We start from the raw sequence: 24565 nt of genomic DNA, 5'->3' as shown, positions 1-24565 counted from the left end.
CGTTCTTCCCGGATCGATACGATACGCCACCTCACCGGAGGATCCACCATGACGTATCGCAGCAAAGTCGCCGTTGTTTACCTGCTGGGCTTTTTTCTTGATTTGATCAACATGTTCATTGCCAGCGTCGCCTTCCCGGCGATGGCTCACGCCTTTAACACCACGCCTTCAGCCCTTGCCTGGGTCAGTAACGGGTACATTGCCGGCCTGACGCTGGTGATCCCGTTCAGCAGCGTGCTCACGCGCCGCATCGGGCCAAAGCGAGTCATCTTGCTCTCGCTTTTTCTGTTCAGCGCTGCCTCCGCTGCGGCGGGCTTGTCTGCAACGCTTGAAAGTCTGATCGCCTGGCGAGTACTCCAGGGCGTGGGAGGGGGCTTACTGATCCCCGTCGGACAGGCGCTGACCTGGCAACAGTTTAAGCCTCACGAGCGGGCCCGACTCTCCTCGGCGGTGATGCTGGTCGCGTTGCTTGCCCCGGCCTGCTCTCCTGCTATCGGAGGACTGCTGGTGCAGACGCTCAGCTGGCGATGGATATTTTTCGCCACGCTACCGGTCGCTGTCGTGACCTTTGTTTTGGCCTGCCTGTGGCTTAAACACGAAATGCCCGCGATGAAAGCGGCCAGACTGCTAAACCTGTCGTTGCTCGCGGACCCGCTTTTGCGTTTTTCCATGCTCGTTTATATCTGCGTACCCGGCATGTTTATTGGGGTGAACGTCACGGGCATGTTTTATCTTCAGCACGTGGCGAACATGAGCCCAGCCGCAACGGGGATGCTCATGCTGCCGTGGTCCGTGGCATCGTTTATCGCCATCACGGCAACGGGACGCTATTTTAACCGTATCGGCCCCCGACCGCTGATCGTCATCGGCTGCCTGCTGCAGGCGACGGGTATTCTGCTTTTGATTAACGTCAGTTCGGCTACGCTGCTGCCTGCCATTGCGTTTACCTTAATGGGCGCGGGGGGAAGCCTGTGCAGCAGTACGGCTCAGAGCAGCGCTTTTCTGACGACGCGCCGGGAAGAGATGCCGGATGCCAGCGCGCTGTGGAATCTTAATCGGCAGCTGAGCTTTTTTGCCGGTGCCCTGCTGCTGGCGCAGGCGCTGAGCCTGGCGCAGACCTGGCTGACACCGCTCGCCGCATGGCACGGAATGTTTATTTTTGCCGCAGGCATGACCTTGCTGCCTGTACCGTACGTTTTTCGTCTCAACAATACGCAGGTGCTCACCCAGCTGCGACAGGAGAATTCATGACGCCTTTCGAACACGACATTATCGACCTCCACATTGCGCTTGAAGACTGGTTAGGCAAAGGTGAAGGTGATTCCGACGCCCTGCTCGCCCGCTTCAGCCCGGATTTTCTGATGATCCCGCCGGGCGGCGTTCAGATCGACTATATCGGTCTTGCCAGTTTTCTGGAAAACCAGCGCGGAAGCCGTCCAGGACTGAAGATCGTCATTGACGAATTGTCCACGATCCAGCGCTGGGATCGTGGCGCGGTGCTCCACTACCGGGAGACGCAAACCCGGCCGGACCTGCCCGCCAACGTGCGCTGGTCAACCGCGGTGCTCAATCAGGAAGGCGATCGGATAGTGTGGCGTCTGCTGCACGAAACGGCTAAGCCGTAACGCAAAAGAAAAAGGCCCGTCTCACGACGGGCCTTTTTTGACGAAAGGTTGCTTATTCGCGGAACAGCGCTTCGATATTCAGACCTTGCCCCTGCAGGATTTCACGCAGGCGGCGCAGACCTTCAACCTGAATCTGACGAACACGTTCACGGGTCAGGCCAATTTCGCGGCCGACGTCTTCCAGTGTCGCAGCTTCATACCCCAGTAAACCGAAACGACGTGCCAGCACTTCACGCTGTTTGGCGTTCAGCTCGAACAGCCATTTGACGATGCTCTGCTTCATGTCATCGTCCTGCGTGGTGTCTTCCGGACCGTTGTCTTTTTCATCGGCCAGGATGTCCAGCAGCGCTTTTTCGGAGTCGCCACCCAGCGGGGTGTCAACGGAGGTAATGCGCTCGTTGAGACGCAGCATACGGCTTACGTCATCAACCGGTTTATCGAGTTGTTCGGCAATTTCTTCTGCGCTTGGCTCGTGGTCCAGTTTATGGGACAACTCGCGCGCGGTGCGCAGATAAACGTTCAACTCTTTGACGATGTGAATCGGCAGGCGGATCGTACGGGTCTGGTTCATAATAGCCCGTTCGATGGTCTGACGAATCCACCAGGTCGCGTAGGTTGAGAAACGGAACCCGCGTTCCGGGTCAAACTTCTCAACTGCGCGGATGAGACCTAAATTGCCCTCTTCAATCAGATCCAGCAGAGCCAGACCACGATTGCCATAACGGCGGGCAATTTTCACGACCAGTCGCAGGTTACTTTCAATCATGCGACGACGCGAGGCGACATCACCACGCAAAGCACGACGTGCGAAATAGACTTCTTCTTCGGCCGTTAACAGTGGGGAGTAACCAATCTCCCCAAGGTAAAGCTGAGTCGCGTCCAGTACACGCTGTGTGGCGCCCTGCGATAACAGCTCTTCTTCAGCCAAATCGTTATCACTGGGTTCCTCTTCTACTAAGGCTTTTTCGTCAAAAGCCTCTACTCCGTTCTCATCAAATTCCGCGTCTTCATTTAAATCATGAACTTTCAGCGTATTCTGACTCATAAGGTGGCTCCTACCCGTGATCCCTGAACGAGACACCCTGGCTGGCATGCCCCGTCAAATTATCGCTGCGGCAAATACTGCAGCGGGTTTACGGATTTCCCCTTGTAACGAATTTCAAAATGCAAGCGTGTAGAACTGGTTCCGGTGCTACCCATGGTAGCGATTTTTTGCCCCGCCTTAACTTCTTGTTGTTCCCGGACCAGCATTGTGTCGTTATGGGCGTAGGCACTCAGGTAATCATCGTTATGTTTGATGATAATAAGATTACCGTAACCGCGCAGAGCGTTACCGGCATACACAACGCGCCCGTCTGCGGTCGCGATGATCGCCTGTCCTTTACTCCCTGCGATATCGATCCCTTTATTTCCCCCCTCGGAGGAAGAGAAGTTCTCGATAACCTTGCCGTCAGTTGGCCAGCGCCATGCAGATATTGGCGAACTGGAGGTCATACTGCTGGCAGTCGGTTCAGTAGAGCTAACCACAGGTGCCGTTACCGGTGCTGTGACAACAGTCGCAGTCCCTTTATTATTCGGCAACATTTTGTTAGCAGTCTGATCACCTGAATCCTCAGAATACGTAATTACAGGTTGTGAAGCAACCACCGTGGTGGATTTTTGTGCAGGCTTAACGCTGTTATTTTGAGCCGTCACATCGGCCGCTGAAACGGTGTTGCCAGGCGTAAGCGGCGTGCCCGTCGCGTTGCCAACCTGGAGCGTTTGCCCCACTTCCAGACCATATGGGGCCTGGACGTTATTGCGCTGCGCGAGGTCACGGAAATCGTTCCCGGTAATCCACGCAATGTAGAACAGCGTATCCCCGCGTTTCACGGTATAGGTGCTGCCACCGGTATAGCTGCCTTTCGGAATGTTCCCATACTGACGGTTATAGACTATGCGGCCATTCTGGGTCTGAACAGGCTGTTCCACTGGCTGAATCTGCGTCGGCTGCGTCATTGGACGCTGAACCGGCTGGATTGGCGGATTTTGTTGCGCCGTAGAGGTACCCATTTTAGGCGGAGGAGTGATCAACATTCCGCCGGACGTGTTACCCGAGCCGCTGTTTCCGCCGACAGAACTGACGGGCGCAGGCGCGTTATTAGAACTTGTACAGCCTGCCAGCCAGAGCGAAACCAGTGATAATGCCGCAACACGGCTGATGGTGAATTTAGGGCTTCCCGCGCTCATTTATCCCCCAGGAATGTGTTAACTACCAGTGACTTAAAATTTACCGTGATGGCACGAATCTTTCGCGCCACACCATACGCTGAATTTGCCTTAATAACCCTGGATAATTCCGAGTCTCAGGCCAACTCCCCCTTGACCAGAGGCACAAAGCGCACGGCTTCCACGGTGTCGATAATAAACTCGCCGCCGCGCCGACGAACGCGCTTCAAAAGCTGCTGCTCGTCCCCGACGGGCAGAACAAGAATGCCCCCCTCATCCAGCTGCGACAACAGGGCCGCAGGAATTTCAGGCGGGGCCGCCGTCACGATGATCGCGTCAAACGGCGCGCGCGCCTTCCAACCCTGCCATCCATCACCGTGTCGTGTCGAAACATTATGTAAATCAAGTTGTTTCAGGCGACGACGCGCCTGCCACTGTAAACCTTTAATCCGCTCAACGGAGCATACATGATGAACCAGATGCGCCAGGATCGCGGTCTGATACCCCGACCCGGTGCCAATCTCCAGCACGCGGGAGTCAGGCGTCAGCTCCAGCAGCTCCGTCATGCGCGCCACCATGTAAGGCTGCGAAATCGTCTGGCCCTGTCCGATGGGCAGCGCCACGTTTTCCCACGCTTTGTGTTCAAACGCCTCGTCTACAAATTTCTCACGCGGAACCTGAGCAAGCGCTTCAAGCACGTGCTCGTCGCGGATCCCCTGCGCGCGGAGTTGTTCCAGAAGAGTTTGTACACGTTTGTTTACCATTGCGCGTTCACTCCTGCGCGATCCAGCCAGCCCGACACCACATCATGCGCGCTATACGCGGTTAAATCTACGTGCAGCGGGGTAACCGAAACATAGCCTTCATCCACGGCGGCAAAGTCGGTATCCGGACCCGCATCGCACTTATCGCCGGGAGGGCCAATCCAGTAAAGCGTGTTGCCGCGAGGATCCTGCTGCGGGATCACCTGATCGGCAGGATGTCGGCTTCCGCAACGGGTGACGCGAATGCCTTTAATTTCATCGAGAGGAAGATCCGGCACGTTGATGTTGAGGATGCGCCCGGTACGCAACGGCTCGCGGCCGAGCGCCCGCAGGATCGAACAGGTCACCGCGGCGGCGGTGTCGTAGTGCGTGTGGCCGTTCAACGAGACCGCCAGCGCCGGGAACCCCAGATGGCGCCCTTCCATTGCGGCCGCCACGGTACCGGAGTAAATCACGTCATCGCCGAGGTTAGGACCGGCGTTAATGCCGGAAACAACGATATCCGGACGCGGCCGCATCAGCGCGTTCACGCCCAGAAAAACGCAGTCGGTTGGCGTGCCCATCTGCACGGCAATATCGCCATTTTCAAAGGTAAAGGTGCGAAGCGACGACTCCAGCGTCAGGGAGTTAGACGCTCCACTGCGGTTACGATCGGGCGCCACGACCTGCACGTCCGCGAATTCGCGGAGGTGTTTCGCCAGGGTCTGAATGCCTGGCGCGTGGATACCGTCATCGTTACTCAGCAATATTCGCATAATCACCCGAGGTGTTGATAAGTTCCCTGACAACACTGGTGGCAAAGCTACCTGCCGGTAGCCAGAAGCGTAACTCGACGGTCACGTCATCCCACCAGTTCCAGCTTAACTGCTGCGGGTAGAGCAGCATCGCGCGGCGTGCCGCCTCGACTTTTTCCCGCACCAGCAAGGATTGCAATTCTGGCGCATCCGCTACGGCTAACTGCTCGGCAGCCAGCGCGTCGCCCTGCGTTCCCCAGTCGCCCGTACCGGGCAGCGCGGCGGTAATCATCAGCGCTTTTGCGTCCACGCGCGACTGCACATCGGCCATTTCTTCGGCCGTTGCCACAAACCAGCTTCCGCGTCCCGCTAATTGTAGCGCATCGCCAACAACAACTTGATTCGCGTCCGGTTTTTTCAGCCTTTCGCTCACAATCTGATTAAACAACGCGCTGCGGGCCGCCGACAACCAAAAACTGCGTTTATTCCTGTCGCGCACCGGGGCATCGCTTTGCGCCCAGCGCAGCGCACCATGCAGGTTGCTGCCGCCAATGCCAAAGCGCTGCGCGCCAAAGTAGTTCGGCACACCGCGTTCACTGATCGCGTTCAGACGTTTTTCAACATCTTCGCGGTGAGACACTTCACGCAGCACCAGCGTAAAGTCGTTCCCCTTCAACGCCCCCAGACGCAGTTTGCGCTTGTGGCGGGCGAATTCCAGTACCTTACAGCCTTCAAGCTCAAATTTGCTTAAATCAGGCATCGTATTGCCGGGAACGCGCGCGCAGAGCCACTGTTCCGTGACGGCGTGTTTATCTTTCTGTCCGGCAAAGCTCACTTCGCGGGCATGGATTTTGAGGAATTTTGCCAGCGCGTCGGCCACAAAGCGGGTATTGCAGCCATTTTTCAGAATACGCACCAGGATATGTTCGCCTTCGCCATCCGGCTCAAAACCCAGATCCTCCACCACGAGGAAATCTTCCGGGCTGGCTTTCAGCACCCCGTTCCCCTGCGGTTTACCGTGCAGGTATGTCAGGTTGTCGAAGTCTGTCATTTGCTCGCCTTCAGCAGCAGCGCCACGGCTTCACAGGCAATTCCTTCTCCACGCCCGGTAAAGCCCAGCTTCTCGGTCGTCGTCGCTTTAACGTTCACGTCGTCCATATGGCAGCCCAGATCTTCTGCAATAAACACGCGCATCTGCGGAATATGCGGCAGCATTTTCGGGGCCTGGGTAATAATCGTCACGTCGACGTTGCCGAGGGTGTAGCCTTTCGCCTGAATGCGGCGCCACGCTTCGCGCAGCAGTTCGCGGCTGTCCGCGCCTTTAAATGCCGGGTCGGTGTCCGGGAACAGCTTGCCGATATCGCCCAGCGCGGCAGCGCCCAACAGCGCGTCGGTCAGCGCATGCAGTGCCACGTCGCCATCAGAATGCGCCAGCAGTCCTTTTTCATAAGGAATGCGCACGCCGCCAATGATAATTGGGCCTTCTCCGCCAAAGGCGTGTACATCAAAACCGTGTCCAATTCGCATTATGCCTTCTCCTGATGGGTCGAACGGGTAAGATAAAATTCCGCAAGCTTTAAATCTTCCGGACGCGTCACTTTAATATTATCAGCGCGTCCTTCAACAAGCTCAGGGTGGAAACCGCAATACTCCAGCGCGGAGGCTTCGTCCGTGATGGTCGCGCCTTCTTTAAGCGCACGCGTTAAGCAGTCGTGGAGTAATTCGCGGGGGAAAAATTGTGGCGTCAGCGCGTGCCATAAATCGACGCGATCGACGGTGTGGGCGATAGCCTGTTTGCCCGGCTCGGCGCGCTTCATAGTGTCGCGCACCGGTGCGGCCAGAATCCCGCCAACCTTGCTTGTTTCGCTCAGCGCCAGCAGGCGCGCAAGATCGTCCTGATGCAGGCACGGACGCGCCGCGTCATGTACCAGCACCCACGGCGCGTTTCCGGCGGCCTGAATGCCCGCCAGCACGGAATCGGCGCGTTCGGCGCCACCGTCAACGACGGTAATGTGTGGATGATTTGCCAGCGGCAGCTGCGCGAAGCGCGCATCGCCAGGGCTGATAGCGATGATCACACGCGTCACCCGCGGGTGCGCCAGCAGCGCCGCCACGGCGTGCTCGAGGATCGTTTTATCGCCAATAGAGAGGTACTGCTTGGGACATTCTGTCTGCATGCGCCGGCCAAAACCTGCGGCCGGCACCACGGCGCATACGTCCGAAAAAGTTACTGCCATGTCGTAATCCTGGGCCTGATTATCGATTGTTTTGTGCTGAGCCCTGATTGCGTTTAGACGCATCCGGAACCAGACGATAAAAGGTTTCGCCCGGCTTAGTCATACTGAGTTCATTGCGTGCGCGTTCCTCAATCGCCTCTTGCCCGCCATTGAGGTCATCAATTTCAGCAAAGAGTTGATCGTTTCGCGCCTTAAGTTTGGCGTTTGTTGCCTGCTGAGCCGCGACGTCATCGCTCACCCGGCTATAGTCGTGCAGTCCGTTCTTACCGAACCACAGCGAATATTGCAGCCAGATTAGCAAAGCCAGCAACAGCAGCGTTAGTTTACCCATCCTGCCCCCTGAAAAACGGCATCATCATCCCAAGACTTCCCCAGAGCACTACGCCGGGGTAACAGAGATGCCGCAACATCGCGGGCAAATGTACCACATTTTTTCCGCAGAATCGTCCTGCTCAATATCGTTACACAGTTGGTTACGGTTTGAATTATGGCTGAAGTTAGCCCATGAGCCACAAAAATAACAGACCAAACATGAGAACCACCGTCACAATCGTGACCACGGTGCTGTACAGGAGCTTACCGTTGAGCAGCGAGTGCAGCGCAATGCCGACGACAACCGCCACGGGCATCAACGCCAGAAAGAAAGGCCAGGTGTAGAGAAAGAAGAACAGCGTGTTGCCGCCGTAGATGAGAAACGGAATGCCAAGCGCCAGCAGCCATGAGACGAAGCCAATGATGGCCCCAGGAAATGACCAGGTCGTTTCGTCGTCGGTCGCTAGCGGCTCCGACCCGGTGGTGGTGATGTAATGTTCACTGTTGCGCATAGCTAATCCTGTGACCGTGACTGATCGTTCGGGAAGACAGCTCCCGAACGATACCGCCTCAGGATCTGATAATATCGTCCCGTCTGAGCAGGTCTAATAATTGGCTTACTAAATTTGTTACCAATTGTTGACCTTCCAGGTGAATTTCAGGCGATTCAGGCGCTTCGTATACCGCGTCAATTCCGGTGAAGTTGCGCAGTTCTCCGGCACGCGCTTTCTTGTACAGCCCTTTCGGGTCGCGCGCTTCGCAAATCTCCAGCGGCGTATCGACAAACACCTCGATAAAGCGATCCTGGCCCACGCGTTCGCGCACGATCTGGCGCTCGGCGCGGTGCGGAGAGATAAACGCGGTCAGCACCACCAGCCCGGCGTCAGCCATCAGGCTGGCGACTTCGCCCACCCGGCGGATGTTCTCTTTGCGGTCATCGTCGCTAAACCCTAAATCGCTGCACAGGCCGTGACGCACGTTGTCGCCATCCAGCAGGTACGTGCTTACGCCCTGCTGATGCAACGCCTCTTCCAGCGCGCCGGCCACCGTCGATTTACCCGAGCCGGACAGCCCGGTAAACCACAGCACAACCCCACGGTGACCGTGGAGCTGTTCGCGCTGGGCGACGGTGACCGGATGAGGATGCCAGACGACGTTCTCATCATGGGCGGCCATTACTTGCCTCCCAGCAGATCGCTTGCGCCCCAGTGCGGGAAGTGTTTACGCACCAGCGCGTTCAGTTCCAGCTCGAAGGCGCTGAATTCAGACGTCGCGGCAGCCTGTTTAATCGGTTCGCGAACCATACCGGCCCCGACGGTAACGTTGGTCAGCCTGTCGATAAAGATAAGACCTCCCGTGACCGGATTCTGCTGATACGGATCCAGCACCAGCGGTTCGTCGAAGGTCAGATCGACCAGACCAATGCCGTTCAGCGGCAGCTCGGTGACGTCACGCTGGGTCAGGTTGTTGATATCCACCTGGAACTGAATACCGTCCACGCGGGCGCGGGTTTTCTTGCCGGCAATTTTGATGTCATAGCTCTGGCCAGCGGTCAGCGGCTGTTCGGCCATCCAGACCACGTCCACGGAAGCCCCCTGCACTGCCGCCAGCGTTTCCTGCGCGTCGACCAGCAGGTCGCCCCGGCTGATGTCAATTTCGTCTTTCAGCACCAGCGTTACGGCTTCACCGGCACCCGCTTCCTGCAGGTCACCGTCGAAGGTGACAATGCGGGCGATAGTCGATTCCACGCCGGATGGCAGCACCTTGACGCGCTGACCTACCTTCACGGAACCTGACGCGAGGGTACCTGAGAAGCCGCGGAAATCGAGGTTTGGACGGTTCACGTACTGCACCGGGAAGCGCATCGGCTGGGTATCGACCACGCGCTGAATTTCAACGGTTTCCAGCACTTCCAGCAGCGTCGGACCGCTGTACCACGGCATGTTCGCGCTCTGGGAGGCGACGTTATCCCCTTCCAGCGCCGAAAGCGGCACAAAGCGAATATCCAGGTTGCCCGGCAGCTGTTCGGCAAAGGTCAGATAGCTCTGGCGGATCTCCTCGAACTTCTCTTCGCTGAAGTTGACCAGATCCATCTTGTTGACCGCCACCACCAGGTGTTTGATCCCCAGCAGCGTCGAGATAAAGCTGTGACGACGGGTCTGATCCAGCACGCCTTTTCGCGCGTCCATCAGCAGGATCGCCAGGTCGCAGGTGGACGCGCCGGTCGCCATGTTGCGGGTGTACTGCTCGTGCCCCGGGGTGTCGGCGATAATAAATTTGCGCTTCTCGGTAGAGAAGTAGCGGTAGGCCACATCGATGGTGATGCCCTGCTCGCGCTCGGCCTGCAGGCCGTCCACCAGCAGCGCCAGGTCGAGTTTTTCACCCTGGGTGCCGTGACGCTTACTGTCGTTATGCAGGGAAGAGAGCTGATCTTCGTAAATCTGGCGCGTATCGTGCAGCAGGCGGCCAATCAGGGTACTTTTCCCGTCATCCACGCTGCCGCAGGTCAGAAAACGCAGCAGGCTTTTGTGTTGTTGCGCGTGCAGATACGCTTCCACGCCGCCTTCGTTGGCAATTTGTTGAGCAATAGTGGTGTTCATGGCGGCTCCTTAGAAATAACCCTGACGTTTCTTCAGCTCCATGGAGCCTGCCTGGTCGCGGTCAATCACGCGCCCCTGTCGCTCGCTGGTGGTGGACACCAGCATCTCTTCGATGATCTCCGGCAGCGTCTGCGCGCTGGATTCCACCGCCCCGGTCAGCGGCCAGCAGCCGAGAGTACGGAAGCGCACCATCTGTTGTTTGATCACTTCGCCCGGCTGCAGGTCGATGCGATCGTCGTCGATCATCATCAGCATGCCGTCGCGCTCCAGCACCGGGCGCTCGGCGGCCAGATACAGCGGAACGATTTCAATGTTTTCCAGATAGATGTACTGCCAGATATCCAGCTCGGTCCAGTTGGAGAGCGGGAAGACGCGAATGCTTTCGCCTTTGTTGATCTGACCGTTGTAGTTGTGCCACAGCTCCGGACGCTGGTTTTTCGGATCCCAGCGGTGGAAGCGGTCGCGGAAGGAGTAGATACGTTCTTTGGCGCGGGATTTCTCCTCGTCACGGCGCGCGCCGCCGAAGGCCGCGTCAAAACCGTATTTGTTCAGCGCCTGCTTCAGCCCTTCGGTTTTCATGATATCGGTGTGCTTGGCGCTGCCGTGCACGAACGGGTTAATGCCCATCGCCACCCCTTCCGGGTTTTTATGCACCAGCAGCTCGCAGCCGTAGGCTTTCGCGGTACGGTCGCGGAACTCGTACATTTCGCGGAATTTCCAGCCGGTATCCACGTGCAGCAGCGGGAACGGCAGCGTGCCCGGATAAAACGCTTTACGCGCCAGATGCAGCATGACGCTGGAATCTTTACCGATGGAGTACATCATCACCGGGTTAGAAAACTCGGCGGCCACTTCGCGGATAATATGGATACTCTCCGCTTCGAGCTGCCGCAGGTGTGTAAGACGTTTTTGGTCCATAACCGTTCCTTAAGCCAAATTTACGACAGAAGAACCAAAGCCTTCTGTATCGGTTGTGTGTTGGAACCAGGCGAGCGTGCTGTGCAGCTGCACCACTTCACCCACCACGATCAGGGCGGGCATCGGGGCGTCTTTCGCCAGGGTTGCAAGATGTTCCAGCGTGCCCGTCGCAACGTGCTGATCGACGCGCGTGCCGCGAGAAATGACGGCAACGGGCGTCGTCGCCTCGCGACCGTGCTGAATAAGCTGTTCGCTGATGTCCGCCGCCTTCATCGTGCCCATGTATATCGCCAGCGTCTGGCGGCTCTGGGCGAGATGCGACCAGTCGAACGGCGTGCTGTCGGCCTTGTAGTGGCCGGTCACAAAGGTCACGCTCTGGGCGTAATCGCGGTGGGTCAACGGGATACCGGCGTAGGCCGTTACCGCAGAGGCCGCCGTGATGCCGGGCACCACCTGGAACGGTATGCCCGCTTCGGCTGCCGCCTGCAGCTCTTCGCCGCCGCGACCAAAAATGAACGGATCGCCCCCTTTCAGGCGCACCACGGTTTTACCCGCTTTGGCGGCGTCAACCAGCATCTGGTTGGTGTCGTGCTGCGGCACCGAGTGCTCGCCAGCCCGTTTGCCGACGCAGATTTGCTCCGCGTCGCGACGGATCAGCTCGCGCACGCCGTCGGTGACCAGATGGTCGTAGAACACCACGTCCGCGTCCTGCAGCACCTGCAGGCCGCGCAGCGTCAGAAGCCCGGCATCGCCCGGCCCAGCCCCCACCAGAATGATCTCCCCGCCCGTGCTGCCGGGGTTATCCAGTTCGTCCTCGAGAATTTTCTGCGCTGCCGTCTCATTACCGGCATGCATCAGGCTGGCAAAGCGGCCGCGAAACACGCGCTCCCAGAAGCGACGGCGTTCCGTTACGCTGGTCAGGCGCATTTTCAGGTGGTTGCGCCAGTAGCTGGCTTTTTCCGCCATGCGCCCGAGGCTGGTCGGCAGCAGCGCTTCGATTTTTTCACGCAGCACGCGCGCCAGCACCGGTGCGGTACCGCCGGAGGAGATCGCCACCAGCAGCGGAGAACGGTCAACGATCGACGGGAAGATGAACGAACATAACGGCTGGTCGTCCACCACGTTCACCAGGCGGTAACGGGCCTGAGCGGCGTCGGAAATCCGCCGGTTCAGGTCGCGATCTTCGGTCGCCGCAATCACCAGCACGACGCTGTCGATTTGTGATTCGTCAAAATCCGCTTCTGCCACTACCCGCACCTGCGCCCCTGCGCGTTGCAGAAACGCGATTTTGCGATCGGCAATTTCACCCGTGCCAACAACCAGCACCGGCTTCTCTTTTATCGCGGCAAATAAGGGCAGATAGTCCACAAGCAACAACTCACTAACAACGAGGAATAAAGGGACTATAGGGGGCGGCTTAGACCGAATGAAATTACGAATTGGAATGAGTAGTTACTCAATGGAATAACGCCGTGAAAAAGCTAATACCAAAAAGTGCTTAACACGCGAAATTTCGGGCATTTAAGACCAATTCAAATTGTGTATGGACGATCACAGTTTCATACTAGGCGGGTTATTATTTTGCTCAGTTTTTAAGGACTCACTATGTTTTCCGCAACGCGCCACCGTATTGCTGCCCTGGCGCTCGGCGTTTGCTTTATTCTTCCTGCCCAGGCAAAAAACCAAGCTTATGGTGAAATCGCCACTATGCAGGCGCGGCATATTGCCACCGTCTTCCCTGGCCGCATGACCGGCTCGCCTGCAGAGATGCTCTCTGCGGACTATCTTCGCCAGCAGTTTGCCGGGATGGGCTACCAGAGCGATATCCGCGCGTTTCACAGCCGCTACGTTTATACCTCCAGAAATAAAACGAAAAACTGGCATAACGTGACCGGCAGTACGGTTATCGCGGCGCATGAAGGTCGCGCGGCTGAACAGATTATTATCATGGCGCACCTTGATACCTACGCTCCGATGAGCGATGCCGATACGGATAACAACCTCGGCGGGCTGACGCTGCAGGGCATGGACGACAACGCGGCGGGCCTGGGCGTGATGCTCGAACTGGCCGAGCGGATGAAAGATATTCCAACCCAGTATGGTATTCGTTTCGTTGCCACCAGCGGTGAAGAAGAGGGCAAACTCGGCGCTGAGAATCTCCTTAAACGCATGAGCGCTGAGGAGAAGAAAAATACGCTGCTGGTGATCAACCTCGATAACCTGATCGTCGGCGATAAGCTTTATTTCAACAGCGGGCAGAGTACGCCGGGACCCGTGCGGAAACTGACGCGCGACCGGGCGCTGGCGATTGCCCGCAGCCATGGCGTTTTTGCCACGACCAATCCGGGCGGGAATCCTGCTTTCCCACACGGAACAGGCTGCTGCAACGACGGGGAAGTCTTCGATAAGGCGGGCATTCCGGTGCTGTACGTGGAAGCGACAAACTGGGCATTGGGCAAGAAAGATGGCTATCAGCAACGCGCTAAATCGAAAGCCTTCCCGGACGGGACAAGCTGGCACAACGTGATGCTGGATAATCAGCAGCACATTGACAGCGCGCTGCCGCAGCGGATTGAGCACCGCAGTCGTGATGTGGTGAAGATCATGCTGCCGCTGGTGAAGGAGCTGGCGAAAGCGGGGAAAGCCTGAGGTCGTTAAGCATAGCGCGGCCTGATGCCCTCACCCCAACCCTCTCCCACAGGGAGAGGGGGGATAAGGAATCATCCTTCGTGCAGCCCGCACTCGCGCTTCAGCCCAAAGAATCGTGTCTCTTCTTCCGCCATTCCCGGTTCCCATTTGCGCGTGGTGTGGATGTCGCCCACTGACAGATAGCCCTGGTCCCACAGCGGATGGTACTTCAGCCCGTGTTTTTGCAGATACTGATACACCGTCCGGTTATCCCAGTCGATAATCGGCAGCACTTTAAATACCCCGCGCTGGACCGCCAGCACCGGTAAGGTTGCACGGCTGCCGGACTGCTCGCGGCGTAGCCCCGCAAACCACGTCTGCGCATTGAGCTCTTTCAGCGCCCGGTTCATCGGCTCGACTTTGTTGATCTCATTGTATTTCTCAATGCCCTCAACGCCCTGCTCCCACAGCTTACCGTAGCGCGCCTCCTGCCAGGCCGCGCTTTCCGTCGCGCGGTACACTTTGAGGTTCAGCTTGAGCTTGTCCGTCAGCTCGTCAATAAACTGGTAGGTTTCAGGAAACAGGTAGCCGGTATCGGTGAGGATCACCGGAATGTCCGGACGGATCTGATTCACCAGATGCAGGCTGACCGCCGCCTGAATACCAAAGCTCGACGAGAGCACATAGTCTCCCGGCAGGTTTTCCAGCGCCCACGCCACGCGCCCTTCGGCGTCCAGCTTTTCAAGGTGGGCATTGGTTTCTGCCAGCGCCAGAATGCGTTCGACTTTAGGCAGATCGTTAAGGGCGTTTAGATCGAGTACGGACATAATTACCTCTCGTGGTTACTCCCAGAAATCCCTTGCGGGATCGAGCACCGGGCGAATGATGCCCGCACGCACAGTAAAGTCGCCGAAGCCTTCACCCGCTTCGCGCTCTTTCGCCCAGCGCCCGACAAGCTCGTCGATGGAATCAAGGATTTCCGGCTCGGTAATGTTCTCGCGGAACATACGCGGAATGCGCGTGCCGATACGGTTACCGCCCAGGTGCAAGTTGTAACGACCCGGCGCTTTCCCCACCAGACCCAGCTCGGCCAGCATCGCGCGGCCGCAGCCGTTCGGGCAGCCGGTGACGCGCATAACAATATGCTCGTCCGGAATACCGTGTTTTTCCAGAATCGCCTCCACTTTGTCAGTGAATGACGGCAGGAAACGTTCCGCTTCGGCCATCGCCAGCGGACAGGTCGGGAACGACACGCAGGCCATGGAGTTTTCACGCTGCGGCTTAACCGCATCCATTAACCCGTGATCGCGCGCCAGCTTCTCGATCTTCGCCTTCTGGCTTTCCGGCACGCCGGCAATAATGAGATTCTGGTTAGCGGTAATGCGGAATTCGCCTTTATGGATCTTAGCAATTTCCAGCAGACCGGTTTTCAGCGGACGGCCCGGATAGTCCAGAATACGGCCGTTTTCGATAAACAGCGTCAGGTGCCATTTATTATCGATACCTTTCACCCAGCCAATGCGATCGCCGCGACCGGTGAATTCGTAAGGGCGGATCGGCTCAAATTTGATGCCCGCACGACGCTCCACTTCCTCTTTGAACGTCTCAACGCCCACGCGCTCCAGGGTGTATTTGGTTTTCGCGTTTTTACGGTCGGTACGGTTGCCCCAGTCGCGCTGCGTGGTCACTACCGCTTCCGCCACGGCCAGCGTGTGCTCCAGCGGCAGGAAGCCGAACTCGCTCGCGGTGCGGGCGTAGGTTTTCTTATTACCGTGCTCAATGGACAGGCCGCCGCCCACCAGCAGGTTAAAGCCAATCAGCTTGCCGTTTTCGGCAATCGCCACGAAGTTCATGTCGTTGGCGTGCAGATCGATATCGTTCTGCGGTGGGATCACGACCGTGGTTTTAAACTTACGCGGCAGATAGGTCTGGCCAAGGATCGGTTCTTCGTCCGTGGTCGCGACTTTTTCCTGATCGAGCCAAATCTCCGCATAGGCGCGGGTGCGCGGCAGCAGGTGCTCAGAGATCTTCTTCGCCCACTCATAGGCTTCGGCGTGCAGCTCGGACTCATACGGGTTCGACGTGCAGAGCACGTTACGGTTCATGTCGTTGGCGGTCGCCAGCGCGTCCAGCCCGACCGAGTGCAGCATCTGATGCACCGGCTTGACGTTCTTCTTCAGAATGCCGTGGAACTGGAATGTCTGACGGTTGGTCAGGCGGATGCTGCCATAAATCGTGTTTTCACCGGCAAACTTGTCGATGGCCTGCCACTGTTTGGTGGTGATCACCCCGCCCGGCAGACGGCAGCGCAGCAGCATCGCATGACGCGGCTCCAGCTTCTGTTCGGCACGCTCGGCGCGGATGTCGCGATCGTCCTGCTGATACATGCCGTGGAAGCGGATCAGCAGGAAGTTGTCGCCTTTGAAGCCGCCGGTGAGACCGTCATTCAGATCTTCAGCAATGGTGCCGCGCAGATAGTTGCTTTCCAGCTTCATGCGCTCGGCGTCTGTCAGTTTACCTTCGACCACCAGTGGCCCTGGATGTTTTTCGCTCATTAGTAGACATCTCGCTGATAACGGCGCTCAACGCGCAGCTCACTTAAAAATTCATCCGCCGTTTCGGCATCCATACCGCCGAATTCGGCAATCACTTCCAGCAGTGCCTGCTCAACGTCTTTCGCCATGCGATTGGCGTCGCCGCAGACATAAATGTGGGCACCGTCATTGATCCAGCGCCACAGCTCTGCGCCCTGTTCGCGCAGTTTATCTTGTACGTATACTTTTTCTTTCTGGTCGCGGGACCAGGCCAGATCGATGCGGGTCAGTACGCCTTCTTTCACATAGCGCTGCCACTCAACCTGGTAGAGGAAATCCTCGGTAAAGTGCGGGTTGCCGAAGAACAGCCAGTTTTTACCCGGCGCTTCATCTGCCGCGCGCTGCTGCATGAAGGCGCGGAACGGCGCAATGCCGGTGCCTGGGCCAATCATGATGACCGGCGTTTCCGGGTTCGCCGGCAGGCGGAAGTTGTCGTTGTGCTCGATAAAGACGCGCACTTCGCCCTCTTCTTCCACGCGATCCGCCAGGAAGCTTGATGCCCCACCCGCACGGGCGCGGCCTTCGATGTCGTAGCGCACCACGCCGACGGTAATATGCACTTCACTCTCCACTTCGGCCTGCGAAGAGGCGATGGAGTACAGGCGCGGCGTCAGCGGTCGCAGCAGGCCGATCAGCGCATCGGCATCCAGCTGAGCCGGAGAGAAACGCACCATATCGACAATTGGCGTCGTCGCGGCGTAATGCTGCAGCTTCGCTTTGTCGCCCACCAGCGGCAGCAGGGATTCGCTGCGCGTTAAGGTGGCATAATTTTCGACGATATTCGGGGTATTCACCGTCAGTTCGAAATGCCACTGCAGCGCCTCTGCAAGCGGCTGGGTTTTGCCGTCAACGGTGACGGGCTCGTCACCCTTCAGCCACAGCAGCTCAACCAGCTCTTTCACCAGAGCCGGATCGTTCTGATACCAGATACCCAGCGCGTCGCCCGGCTGATAGCGCAGGCCAGAGTCGCCGAGATCGATCTCGATATGGCGCACGTCTTTTTCCGAATCGCGGCCGGTGATTTTCTGGTTCACCGACAGGCTCGCCGTCAGCGGCGCCTCTTTGGTGTACGGGCTGGTGTGGATGTCGTTGACGGCACCCGTCGCGGTGAACGCGGCCTGCCCCGACGTCTCTTTCGGCACGCGCGCTTTCAGCACCTCAACGATGCGCGCACGCCATTCGGCGGCGGCGGTCTGGTATTCAACATCCGCGTCAACGCGGTCCAGCAGGCGCTCCGCGCCCAGCTCCGCCAGCCTGCTGTCGAAGTCTTTACCGGACTGGCAGAAGAATTCATACGAGGTATCGCCAAGGCCAAATACGGCAAACGCCGTGGCATCCAGCTTCGGCGCTTTTTTCGAGAACAGGAACTTATGCAGGGCCACCGCTTCTTCAGCAGGTTCACCTTCACCCTGCGTAGAGGCGACCACCACCAGCAGTTTTTCTGACGCGATTTGCTTAAATTTATAATCCCCGGCGTTGACCAGGTTCACGTTCAGTTTGGCGGCCAGCAGGTCGTCACGCAGCGCTTCGGCCACGCGGCGCGCATTGCCCGTCTGCGAGGCGGAAATCAGGGTAATGGCCGGAATTTCAACGGCCGTTACCGGTGCACCCGCCATAGCGCCAGGCTGCTGATTGAGCATTCCCCAGAAATAACCGGAGACCCAGGCAAGCTGAGTGGGAGAAAAATCAGAGGTGGCAGCCTGAAGGCGCGCCAGTTGCTCCGGGTTCAGGGGAAGCAAATTTGAAGGTGGGGCCTGTGTTGTCATGCGTCGTTATGTTCCAGTAGCCAAGCGGACTTTAAGCGAATAAATCCAAACTGAAGATAAGGTTAACGGCGAGGATAATAACAATTAAAGAAGGGATGGAAATAATAAATAACCAAATGGACTAACCTGTTTTAGTTGTCATACTTAGCGATAAAACCGATTAATTAACCCTCTGAAAATTATCGATAAAAGCATCAAAAAACGCCTGTTAACGAGACGCCAGGCTTCAGAGCCGTTTTAGTTAATGCTAAAAATTGTGCTTTCCGGTACTATGCGGCGGTTTTTTCCGCATTACTGAGAGCGATCATGTCCACCACACTGTTTAAAGATTTCACCTTCGAAGCCGCCCACCACCTTCCGCATGTCCCTGAAGGGCATAAATGCGGCCGTCTGCACGGGCATTCGTTCATGGTGCGTCTTGAGATCACCGGTGAAGTTGATCCGCATACCGGTTGGATCATGGATTTTGCCGAACTGAAGGCGGCGTTTAAGCCGACCTACGATCGTCTGGATCATTACTACCTGAATGATATCCCGGGCCTTGAAAACCCGACCAGCGAAGTGCTGGCGAAATGGATTTGGGATCAGATGAAGCCGCTGGTGCCGCTGCTGAGCGCGGTGATGATCAAAGAGACCTGTACCGCCGGCTGTATCTATCGCGGGGAGTAAAAAAAGCCCGGCTAAACCGGGCTTTTTTTTAGGCAATATTCAGGTACTTGTGCGTCTGCATCGACAGGCGCCAGTTGCGCGCAATACAGGTTTCAATGCACAGGCGCGTCGCGTCGTCTTTCTGGCTGATCGGCTGTAGCGCAATGACGCGCTGCTTTTCATCCGTCAGCGTTGCCAGCAGTTCATCCAGCGCTTCGATATCACGCACGCGCCCAACCGGGTGCTTAATCTCATCCGCGCGTTCCAGCGCCTGAGACAGCACGTCATACCCGCCGCGCATATTCACTTTTGGCGATACCGTCACCCAGGTGGTGTGTGAACAGCGCACTTCATGGGTGCCGCTGGTTTCAATCTGGCAGCTGTAGCCGTTCTTTTCGAGCAGTTCGGTCAGCGGCGTCAGATCGTGGATACAGGGTTCACCGCCGGTGATCACCACGTGGCGCGCCGTCCAGCCCTGACGACCAATAATGGCCAGCAGATCTTCTGAACTGCCCGCGCCCCACTTATCGCTCTCTTTGGTTTTCGCCAGAATGCTAAACAGCGACACTTCCCGATCTGCGAGCTTATCCCACGTATGTTTGGTATCACACCAGGCACAGCCAACCGGGCATCCCTGTAAACGAATGAAAATAGCGGGAACGCCGGTAAAGTAACCCTCGCCTTGCAGGGTCTGGAACATCTCGTTAATCGGGTACTGCATAGTCATCTCAGTAAAGGGGATAAACGATAAGTATCGCAGATCCCCGCCGGATGGTCATGCTCCATCGGTGCTTTGCGCGCCAATCGCCGCCATAAAACGCTCGGTAATTTGCTGTGGACGGGTGATGGCGCCGCCGACGACGACCGTATGCGCGCCCAGCGCCAGGCATCTGGCCGCGCGTTCAGGCGTATCCACGTTGCCTTCGGCAACCACGGGAACCGTCACGGCAGCCAGCGCGGCCTTCAGGAACGCGCAGTCGTTCTCCGGAAGCGAATGGCCCGCCGTTTCCGCCGTATAGCCGTAAAGCGTGGTGCCGACGCAGTCAAAGCCAAGCGCCTGCGCCGTCACTGCTTCGCCCACGGTGGAAATATCGGCCATCAGCAGTACTGAGGGGTAGCGCGAGCGGATGCGCGTGACCAGCGTTTCCAGGGATTCTCCACCGGGGCGCTCCCGCGCCGTCGCATCAAGCGCAATGATTTCCGGAGAGACGGTCATCAGCTCATCCACCTCTTTCATCGTGGCGGTGATAAACACCTCGCTTTCCGGGTAATCCCGTTTGATGATGCCGATAACAGGCAAAGAGACCTGCTGCTTAATGGCCTCGATATCCACCACGCTGTTGGCACGAATGGCAGCGGCTCCGCCCTGTGCCGCCGCCAGCGCCATGCGCGACATAATAAACGGGCTATGCAGCGGTTCATTTTCCAGCGCCTGACAGGAGACGACCAGTTTTCCCTTCAGGTTATCCAGTACAGTTTTCATTACGATAAGATCTCTTCCACTTCGTCTTTGATAATCGTGACGTGCGGGCCATAAATGACCTGAACCCCGTTACCGCGCACGATAACGCCGCGCGCGCCGGTGGCTTTCAGCGCCGCATCATTCACTTTGCTGCCGTCCTTCACCGTGACGCGAAGCCGCGTGGCGCAGCAGTCCACCTCTTCCAGATTCTCTTTTCCGCCTAATCCCGCGATCACCGCAACGGCGCGCTCGCTCTGCGAGAAGGTCACCTCATTGGCCATCGCCTCCTTTTCCCGACCCGGCGTGGCAAAATCAAAGCGGTTAATCAGATAGCGGAAGGTGAAGTAGTAAAGGAAGAACCACGGCACGCCGACCAGCGGAACGAACATCCAGTTGGTTTTGGCCTCTCCCTGCAAAATGCCGAACAGCACGAAGTCAATAAAACCGCCGGAGAAGGTTTGCCCGATGGTGATATGCAGCATGTGCGCGAGCATGAACGCCAACCCGTCAAACAGCGCATGAATGACGTAAAGCACCGGCGCAATGAACAGGAAGGAAAACTCGATAGGCTCGGTAATTCCGGTCAGGAACGAGGTTAATGCCGCAGAGAGCAGCAGCCCGGCAACGCGCTTTTTATTCTCCGGTTTTGCCGTGTGGTACATCGCCAGACACGCGCCGAGCAGGCCAAACATCATCGTAATAAAGCGCCCGGACATGAAGCGGGACGTGCCCTCATAGAAATGCTGCGTGTTCGGGTCGGCCAGCTGGGCGAAGAAGATCCGCTGTGTGCCCTCAACGAGGTGACCGTTGACAATCTCGCTGCCCCCGAGCGCGGTGGTCCAGAACGGCAGATAGAAGATGTGGTGCAAACCAAACGGGCCCAGCATGCGTAAAATGAAGCCGTACAGCAGGGTGCCCAGATAGCCGGTGGCATCCACCAGCCCGCCGAGACCAAAAATCAGCTTCTGGAAATGCGGCCAGACCACCGTCATGAGCGCGCCGACGAGTATCGCCGCCAGCGAGCTGATGATGGGAACAAAGCGCGACCCGCCAAAGAACCCGAGGAACTGCGGAAGCGCAATTTTATTAAACCGATGATGGAGCGTGCAGGTCACCAGACCAATCACCACGCCGCCAAACACGCCGGTTTCCAGCGTCTGGATCCCCAGCGTCATGCCCTGCCCAACTGCGCCCGGGTTCTCGTGCGCCAGTTTGCCGGTGAGGATCAGCAGCGCGTTGATGGTGGCATTCATTACCAGAAACGCGAGTAGCGCCGCCAGCCCAGCCGTGCCCTTATCGCTTTTTGCCAACCCGACGGCTACCCCAACCGCAAACAGCACCGAAAGGTTCGCAAACACGATTGAACCGGCGCTGCTCATGATAGTGAAAATGGCCTGCAGCCAGCCCACATCTAAAAACGGATAAGCCGCCAGCGTATTGGGATTCGATAACGCGCCGCCTATCCCCAGCAGCAGGCCCGCCGCGGGCAGCACGGCGATAGGCAACATAAAGGATTTACCAAAGCGCTGCGCTTTTTCAAACCATCCCCCCGAAGAAGCACCACTGAACATTTGCATCATTTTTTCATCTCCCCGTTAAACGATGAAAATTTTTACCATATAAATATTACCCAGTGAAAATTATCATCAAAAACCAGGAAGCCGATCATACTTTTTCAAAATGACTGGCATCTTTCCCCTCCTTTCCGCCACACTAGTCGCAGCGAAACACATTAAGGACGTGGCATGTCGGACCATGAAAATCTGCTGCTGAAGCTCCGCCAGGAGGCTTCCGGGTACAGCCCAACGCAACAAAAACTCGGTGAGTTTGTCCTCAGCGATCCTGCCCGGGTGCTCTACCTGACGATCACTGAACTGGCGCGCGAGAGCCACACCAGCGAAGCCAGCGTCACGCGCCTTTGCCGGACGCTGGGCTGCAAGGGCTATAACGAATTTAAAATGGCGCTTGCGCTGGATATTCAGCAGGGCCAGCCCGCGCGTCAGGCGGGGGATGAGATTGATAACGTCGTGGATGAGTCGGTGCAGGCTTTGCAGGATACCGCCAGACTCCTCGACCGCACGTTGCTTGAAAAAGCGGCGCTGGCGCTGCATCAGGCGCAATCCGTGCAGATTTATGGCGTCGCGGCCAGCGCGATCCTCGGGGAGTATCTGCATTACAAGCTGCTGCGGCTGGGAAAACCCGCACAGCTGTTTAGCGATATGCACCGCGCGGCCATGAATGCGACAACGCTTTCGAAAGATACGCTGGTTGTGGCCATCTCCAGTTCGGGTTCAACGCGGGATTTACTCCACGTGGTGAAGCTTGCCCGCAAGCGCGGCGTTAAGGTTCTGGCGCTCAGCAATACGCCCCGCAGCCCGCTGGCCTCTCTGAGCGACATGCAGCTGGTTGCCGCCAAACCAGAAGGCCCTCTAAGTGCAGGCGCGCTCAATGCTAAGGTTGGAGTGATGCTGCTGGTCGAGCTGTTGACCACGTCCATGATTGCGCTGGATGGTCATTACGGCGACGTTAGCCAGCAAACAGCCAGCGCCACGCTTCCCCTTTTGCTCTGAAAATCATTCGCAGGCTAAATAAATCGGCCTGCGACTTATGTTGTCTGATTTGAGTTAATGGGTATTTAAAACATTTATTCGATAAATGTTTGGTGTAACAAATTATTATACTTATTACATTTTGAATTACGTTCACCATTCGGCGCAGACCCCATAAAAACAATTAAATTCAATGAGTTAAAATTTAAATTTTAATAGAGTGAATTTTTACCCTTGCGATACTGTCCAATATATCCACCTGATTTCCTTTCCTTAAAATAAGCTTAAGACGCCATTGATTTCGGCGTTTTATTATTTAAATGCCGTTTACTTTTGCACGCCTACAATCCGCCTCATCAATCATAATGAGACGGTATTAATGAAGATGTTATTGATTACAGGCGTGACCGGATTTCTGGGCGGTGCAGTTCTTGAAAAAATCCTGACCAGCGATCAACCCGCAAAACTCCTTTTGCTTGCGCGCGCCAGCGATCCGCAGAGCGGGCTGGAGCGCGTGCTGGAGAACATGCGCAAGTTCAACGTTCCCGAGGACAAACTGGCCTCCTTGAAGGTGGATAATATTCTGATTGGCGACCTCAGCCAGCCGGATGCCTTCCTGAACGATCCCCGTCTGGATCGGGTCACGCACGTGGTTAACTGTGCGGCCGTGGCCTCATTTGGTAATAACCCGCTGATCTGGAAGGTCAACGTTGAAGGTACGCTCGCGCTGGCGCGCCGTATGGAGCAGGTCACGGGCCTGCAGCGTTTCCTCCACGTCGGCACCGCAATGTCATGTACGCCGGAGCAGGATTCACTGGTCGCCGAAAGCGCTGAATTCAGAGAGAATGCTGAACACCTGGTGGAATACACGTTTTCGAAGTCAACCATCGAACAGCTGATGCGCCAGGAGTGCCCTAACCTCCCGCTGCTCATCGCCCGTCCGTCCATCGTTGTCGGCCATACCCGTCACGGCTGCACGCCGTCGAGCAGCATTTTCTGGGTCTTTAGCATGGGCCTGATGCTGCAGAAGTTTATGTGCTCAATGGAAGACCGGATTGACGTTGTTCCGGTGGATTATTGCGCCGACGCGATGTTAATGCTGCTCAACAGCAACGCTCGTCCGGGAGAAGTGGTACACATTTCTGCGGGAGAAGAGAACAGCGTTCGCTTTGCGGATATCGATCAGGCAATGGCGCAGGCGCTGGAGAAAGCCCCCGTCGGGGATAAATATGCGCAGGTCAGCTACGAAACGCTGGTCAGAATGCGCCGCGAGCTAAAACATATTTTTGGGCCGTGCAACGAACGTCTGATGCTGAAAGCCATGCGTTTATACGGTGCGTTTGCCACGCTTAACGTGCGCTTCAGCAACGATAAGCTGCTGAGCATGGGAATGCCGAAGCCGCCCCGGTTTACGGATTACATCGCCCGCTGCGTGCAAACCACCCAGGGGCTGACCATTCCGGAGCAAATGGCGGTCGATTTTAAATAGTCAAAAAAAATGCCAGTCATTCGACTGGCAT

At 57.0% G+C, this 24565-nt stretch carries 25 protein-coding genes; 6 read left to right on the top strand and 19 right to left on the bottom strand.

Annotated elements, in window-relative coordinates:
• Positions 1 to 48: 48 nt before the first annotated feature.
• The gene (locus FOY96_RS04210; protein ID WP_143346550.1) at positions 49 to 1251 is read left to right on the top strand and encodes an MFS transporter; all 1203 of its coding nucleotides are present in this window, start codon (positions 49 to 51) and stop codon (positions 1249 to 1251) included.
• Entirely contained in the window at positions 1248 to 1625 is a 378-nt protein-coding gene (locus tag FOY96_RS04205) for a DUF4440 domain-containing protein (protein WP_094934811.1), read from the top strand. The genes FOY96_RS04210 and FOY96_RS04205 overlap by 4 nt, the downstream gene beginning before the upstream one ends.
• A 52-nt stretch (positions 1626 to 1677) precedes the next feature.
• Here FOY96_RS04205 and rpoS read toward each other — a convergent pair whose 3' ends face one another.
• The 13 genes from rpoS to cysG all read right to left on the bottom strand — a co-directional run bounded on the left by rpoS (position 1678) and on the right by cysG (position 12766).
• The gene (rpoS, locus tag FOY96_RS04200; RefSeq protein ID WP_008499600.1) at positions 1678 to 2670 is read right to left on the bottom strand and encodes an RNA polymerase sigma factor RpoS; all 993 of its coding nucleotides are present in this window, start codon (positions 2668 to 2670) and stop codon (positions 1678 to 1680) included.
• Positions 2671 to 2729: 59 nt separating this feature from the next.
• Positions 2730 to 3854, bottom strand: coding sequence for a murein hydrolase activator NlpD (gene nlpD / locus FOY96_RS04195; protein ID WP_033146405.1), 1125 nt, complete (start codon positions 3852 to 3854; stop codon positions 2730 to 2732).
• A gap of 116 nt (positions 3855 to 3970) precedes the next feature.
• Complete coding sequence (locus FOY96_RS04190; protein ID WP_023333224.1) at positions 3971 to 4597, bottom strand: protein-L-isoaspartate(D-aspartate) O-methyltransferase; 627 nt, start codon at positions 4595 to 4597, stop codon at positions 3971 to 3973.
• The gene (surE, locus tag FOY96_RS04185) at positions 4591 to 5352 is read right to left on the bottom strand and encodes a 5'/3'-nucleotidase SurE (RefSeq protein WP_023308990.1); all 762 of its coding nucleotides are present in this window, start codon (positions 5350 to 5352) and stop codon (positions 4591 to 4593) included. Before surE ends, FOY96_RS04190 begins: the two co-directional genes overlap by 7 nt.
• Positions 5333 to 6382 carry a tRNA pseudouridine(13) synthase TruD gene (truD, locus tag FOY96_RS04180; protein ID WP_143346549.1) on the bottom strand — a complete coding sequence of 350 codons (1050 nt, stop codon included), beginning with the start codon at positions 6380 to 6382 and terminating at the stop codon, positions 5333 to 5335. The genes surE and truD overlap by 20 nt, the downstream gene beginning before the upstream one ends.
• Positions 6379 to 6858, bottom strand: coding sequence for a 2-C-methyl-D-erythritol 2,4-cyclodiphosphate synthase (gene ispF, locus FOY96_RS04175; protein WP_143346548.1), 480 nt, complete (start codon positions 6856 to 6858; stop codon positions 6379 to 6381). The genes truD and ispF overlap by 4 nt, the downstream gene beginning before the upstream one ends.
• Positions 6858 to 7568, bottom strand: a complete 711-nt coding sequence (gene ispD, locus FOY96_RS04170) for a 2-C-methyl-D-erythritol 4-phosphate cytidylyltransferase (protein WP_143346547.1) — start codon at positions 7566 to 7568, stop codon at positions 6858 to 6860. The genes ispF and ispD overlap by 1 nt, the downstream gene beginning before the upstream one ends.
• Before the next feature lie 19 nt (positions 7569 to 7587).
• Positions 7588 to 7899 carry a cell division protein FtsB gene (ftsB, locus tag FOY96_RS04165; RefSeq protein ID WP_008499609.1) on the bottom strand — a complete coding sequence of 104 codons (312 nt, stop codon included), beginning with the start codon at positions 7897 to 7899 and terminating at the stop codon, positions 7588 to 7590.
• A 166-nt stretch (positions 7900 to 8065) separates the two neighbouring features.
• Entirely contained in the window at positions 8066 to 8392 is a 327-nt protein-coding gene (locus tag FOY96_RS04160) for a DUF3561 family protein (RefSeq protein WP_008499610.1), read from the bottom strand.
• 58 nt (positions 8393 to 8450) lie between these two features.
• Positions 8451 to 9056: an adenylyl-sulfate kinase gene (gene cysC, locus FOY96_RS04155; protein ID WP_143346546.1), complete on the bottom strand. Its 606-nt coding sequence runs from the start codon at positions 9054 to 9056 to the stop codon at positions 8451 to 8453.
• Entirely contained in the window at positions 9056 to 10480 is a 1425-nt protein-coding gene (gene cysN, locus FOY96_RS04150) for a sulfate adenylyltransferase subunit CysN (protein WP_143346545.1), read from the bottom strand. Before cysN ends, cysC begins: the two co-directional genes overlap by 1 nt.
• Before the next feature lie 9 nt (positions 10481 to 10489).
• On the bottom strand, positions 10490 to 11398 hold the full coding sequence (gene cysD / locus FOY96_RS04145) for a sulfate adenylyltransferase subunit CysD (protein WP_010434549.1): 909 nt from the start codon (positions 11396 to 11398) through the stop codon (positions 10490 to 10492).
• 9 nt (positions 11399 to 11407) lie between these two features.
• Positions 11408 to 12766, bottom strand: a complete 1359-nt coding sequence (cysG, locus tag FOY96_RS04140) for a siroheme synthase CysG (protein ID WP_143346544.1) — start codon at positions 12764 to 12766, stop codon at positions 11408 to 11410.
• 237 nt (positions 12767 to 13003) lie between these two features.
• Between cysG and FOY96_RS04135 the strand changes: the two genes are divergently transcribed.
• Positions 13004 to 14047 carry an aminopeptidase gene (locus FOY96_RS04135; RefSeq protein ID WP_143346543.1) on the top strand — a complete coding sequence of 348 codons (1044 nt, stop codon included), beginning with the start codon at positions 13004 to 13006 and terminating at the stop codon, positions 14045 to 14047.
• 71 nt (positions 14048 to 14118) lie between these two features.
• On the opposite strand, the gene cysH is transcribed toward FOY96_RS04135, so the two are convergent.
• Genes cysH through cysJ form a run of 3 tightly spaced genes read right to left on the bottom strand, consistent with a single transcriptional unit; the run spans position 14119 to position 18386 of the window.
• Positions 14119 to 14853 carry a phosphoadenosine phosphosulfate reductase gene (gene cysH, locus FOY96_RS04130; RefSeq protein ID WP_069303249.1) on the bottom strand — a complete coding sequence of 245 codons (735 nt, stop codon included), beginning with the start codon at positions 14851 to 14853 and terminating at the stop codon, positions 14119 to 14121.
• A 15-nt stretch (positions 14854 to 14868) separates the two neighbouring features.
• Positions 14869 to 16581 carry an assimilatory sulfite reductase (NADPH) hemoprotein subunit gene (cysI, locus tag FOY96_RS04125; RefSeq protein ID WP_023309000.1) on the bottom strand — a complete coding sequence of 571 codons (1713 nt, stop codon included), beginning with the start codon at positions 16579 to 16581 and terminating at the stop codon, positions 14869 to 14871.
• Positions 16581 to 18386: an NADPH-dependent assimilatory sulfite reductase flavoprotein subunit gene (cysJ, locus tag FOY96_RS04120; RefSeq protein WP_143346542.1), complete on the bottom strand. Its 1806-nt coding sequence runs from the start codon at positions 18384 to 18386 to the stop codon at positions 16581 to 16583. Before cysJ ends, cysI begins: the two co-directional genes overlap by 1 nt.
• Before the next feature lie 306 nt (positions 18387 to 18692).
• Here cysJ and queD point away from each other — a divergent pair, with 306 nt between their 5' ends.
• Positions 18693 to 19055 (top strand): 6-carboxytetrahydropterin synthase QueD, encoded by a 363-nt coding sequence (gene queD, locus FOY96_RS04115; protein ID WP_023309002.1) that lies wholly within the window; start codon positions 18693 to 18695, stop codon positions 19053 to 19055.
• Between the two features lie 28 nt (positions 19056 to 19083).
• Here queD and queE read toward each other — a convergent pair whose 3' ends face one another.
• The 3 genes from queE to FOY96_RS04100 are packed head-to-tail and all read right to left on the bottom strand — an operon-like array spanning position 19084 to position 22076.
• A complete protein-coding gene (queE, locus tag FOY96_RS04110) occupies positions 19084 to 19755 on the bottom strand; it encodes a 7-carboxy-7-deazaguanine synthase QueE (protein WP_023333236.1) in 672 nt (223 codons plus the stop codon).
• 54 nt (positions 19756 to 19809) lie between these two features.
• Positions 19810 to 20517 (bottom strand): N-acetylmannosamine-6-phosphate 2-epimerase, encoded by a 708-nt coding sequence (locus FOY96_RS04105; RefSeq protein ID WP_094934817.1) that lies wholly within the window; start codon positions 20515 to 20517, stop codon positions 19810 to 19812.
• Positions 20517 to 22076: a PTS transporter subunit EIIC gene (locus FOY96_RS04100; RefSeq protein ID WP_143346541.1), complete on the bottom strand. Its 1560-nt coding sequence runs from the start codon at positions 22074 to 22076 to the stop codon at positions 20517 to 20519. The genes FOY96_RS04105 and FOY96_RS04100 overlap by 1 nt, the downstream gene beginning before the upstream one ends.
• Before the next feature lie 165 nt (positions 22077 to 22241).
• Between FOY96_RS04100 and FOY96_RS04095 the strand changes: the two genes are divergently transcribed.
• Both FOY96_RS04095 and FOY96_RS04090 read left to right on the top strand, forming a co-directional pair.
• Positions 22242 to 23066, top strand: coding sequence for a MurR/RpiR family transcriptional regulator (locus FOY96_RS04095; protein ID WP_029741550.1), 825 nt, complete (start codon positions 22242 to 22244; stop codon positions 23064 to 23066).
• Positions 23067 to 23424: 358 nt separating this feature from the next.
• Positions 23425 to 24534 (top strand): SDR family oxidoreductase, encoded by a 1110-nt coding sequence (locus tag FOY96_RS04090; RefSeq protein ID WP_143346540.1) that lies wholly within the window; start codon positions 23425 to 23427, stop codon positions 24532 to 24534.
• Positions 24535 to 24565 lie beyond the last annotated feature (31 nt).

Origin of the sequence: Enterobacter asburiae (assembly GCF_007035645.1) — a bacterium.
Taxonomy (GTDB): domain Bacteria; phylum Pseudomonadota; class Gammaproteobacteria; order Enterobacterales; family Enterobacteriaceae; genus Enterobacter; species Enterobacter asburiae_B.
This window is presented reverse-complemented; position numbering and strand designations above follow the sequence as displayed.

What these genes read in the sequence shown, in the direction of transcription:
- cysJ (WP_143346542.1), bottom strand. Translation starts at nt 18,386, where the DNA reads ATGACAACACAGGCCCCACCTTCAAATTTGCTTCCCCTGAACCCGGAG.
- FOY96_RS04205 (WP_094934811.1), top strand. Translation starts at nt 1,248, where the DNA reads ATGACGCCTTTCGAACACGACATTATCGACCTCCACATTGCGCTTGAA.
- ispF (WP_143346548.1), bottom strand. Translation starts at nt 6,858, where the DNA reads ATGCGAATTGGACACGGTTTTGATGTACACGCCTTTGGCGGAGAAGGC.
- FOY96_RS04160 (WP_008499610.1), bottom strand. Translation starts at nt 8,392, where the DNA reads ATGCGCAACAGTGAACATTACATCACCACCACCGGGTCGGAGCCGCTA.
- FOY96_RS04105 (WP_094934817.1), bottom strand. Translation starts at nt 20,517, where the DNA reads ATGAAAACTGTACTGGATAACCTGAAGGGAAAACTGGTCGTCTCCTGT.
- FOY96_RS04190 (WP_023333224.1), bottom strand. Translation starts at nt 4,597, where the DNA reads ATGGTAAACAAACGTGTACAAACTCTTCTGGAACAACTCCGCGCGCAG.
- FOY96_RS04210 (WP_143346550.1), top strand. Translation starts at nt 49, where the DNA reads ATGACGTATCGCAGCAAAGTCGCCGTTGTTTACCTGCTGGGCTTTTTT.
- FOY96_RS04135 (WP_143346543.1), top strand. Translation starts at nt 13,004, where the DNA reads ATGTTTTCCGCAACGCGCCACCGTATTGCTGCCCTGGCGCTCGGCGTT.
- cysI (WP_023309000.1), bottom strand. Translation starts at nt 16,581, where the DNA reads ATGAGCGAAAAACATCCAGGGCCACTGGTGGTCGAAGGTAAACTGACA.
- queD (WP_023309002.1), top strand. Translation starts at nt 18,693, where the DNA reads ATGTCCACCACACTGTTTAAAGATTTCACCTTCGAAGCCGCCCACCAC.
- FOY96_RS04090 (WP_143346540.1), top strand. Translation starts at nt 23,425, where the DNA reads ATGAAGATGTTATTGATTACAGGCGTGACCGGATTTCTGGGCGGTGCA.
- ispD (WP_143346547.1), bottom strand. Translation starts at nt 7,568, where the DNA reads ATGGCAGTAACTTTTTCGGACGTATGCGCCGTGGTGCCGGCCGCAGGT.
- cysD (WP_010434549.1), bottom strand. Translation starts at nt 11,398, where the DNA reads ATGGACCAAAAACGTCTTACACACCTGCGGCAGCTCGAAGCGGAGAGT.
- truD (WP_143346549.1), bottom strand. Translation starts at nt 6,382, where the DNA reads ATGACAGACTTCGACAACCTGACATACCTGCACGGTAAACCGCAGGGG.
- FOY96_RS04095 (WP_029741550.1), top strand. Translation starts at nt 22,242, where the DNA reads ATGTCGGACCATGAAAATCTGCTGCTGAAGCTCCGCCAGGAGGCTTCC.
- nlpD (WP_033146405.1), bottom strand. Translation starts at nt 3,854, where the DNA reads ATGAGCGCGGGAAGCCCTAAATTCACCATCAGCCGTGTTGCGGCATTA.
- ftsB (WP_008499609.1), bottom strand. Translation starts at nt 7,899, where the DNA reads ATGGGTAAACTAACGCTGCTGTTGCTGGCTTTGCTAATCTGGCTGCAA.
- cysH (WP_069303249.1), bottom strand. Translation starts at nt 14,853, where the DNA reads ATGTCCGTACTCGATCTAAACGCCCTTAACGATCTGCCTAAAGTCGAA.
- rpoS (WP_008499600.1), bottom strand. Translation starts at nt 2,670, where the DNA reads ATGAGTCAGAATACGCTGAAAGTTCATGATTTAAATGAAGACGCGGAA.
- surE (WP_023308990.1), bottom strand. Translation starts at nt 5,352, where the DNA reads ATGCGAATATTGCTGAGTAACGATGACGGTATCCACGCGCCAGGCATT.
- cysN (WP_143346545.1), bottom strand. Translation starts at nt 10,480, where the DNA reads ATGAACACCACTATTGCTCAACAAATTGCCAACGAAGGCGGCGTGGAA.
- queE (WP_023333236.1), bottom strand. Translation starts at nt 19,755, where the DNA reads ATGCAGTACCCGATTAACGAGATGTTCCAGACCCTGCAAGGCGAGGGT.
- cysC (WP_143346546.1), bottom strand. Translation starts at nt 9,056, where the DNA reads ATGGCCGCCCATGATGAGAACGTCGTCTGGCATCCTCATCCGGTCACC.
- FOY96_RS04100 (WP_143346541.1), bottom strand. Translation starts at nt 22,076, where the DNA reads ATGATGCAAATGTTCAGTGGTGCTTCTTCGGGGGGATGGTTTGAAAAA.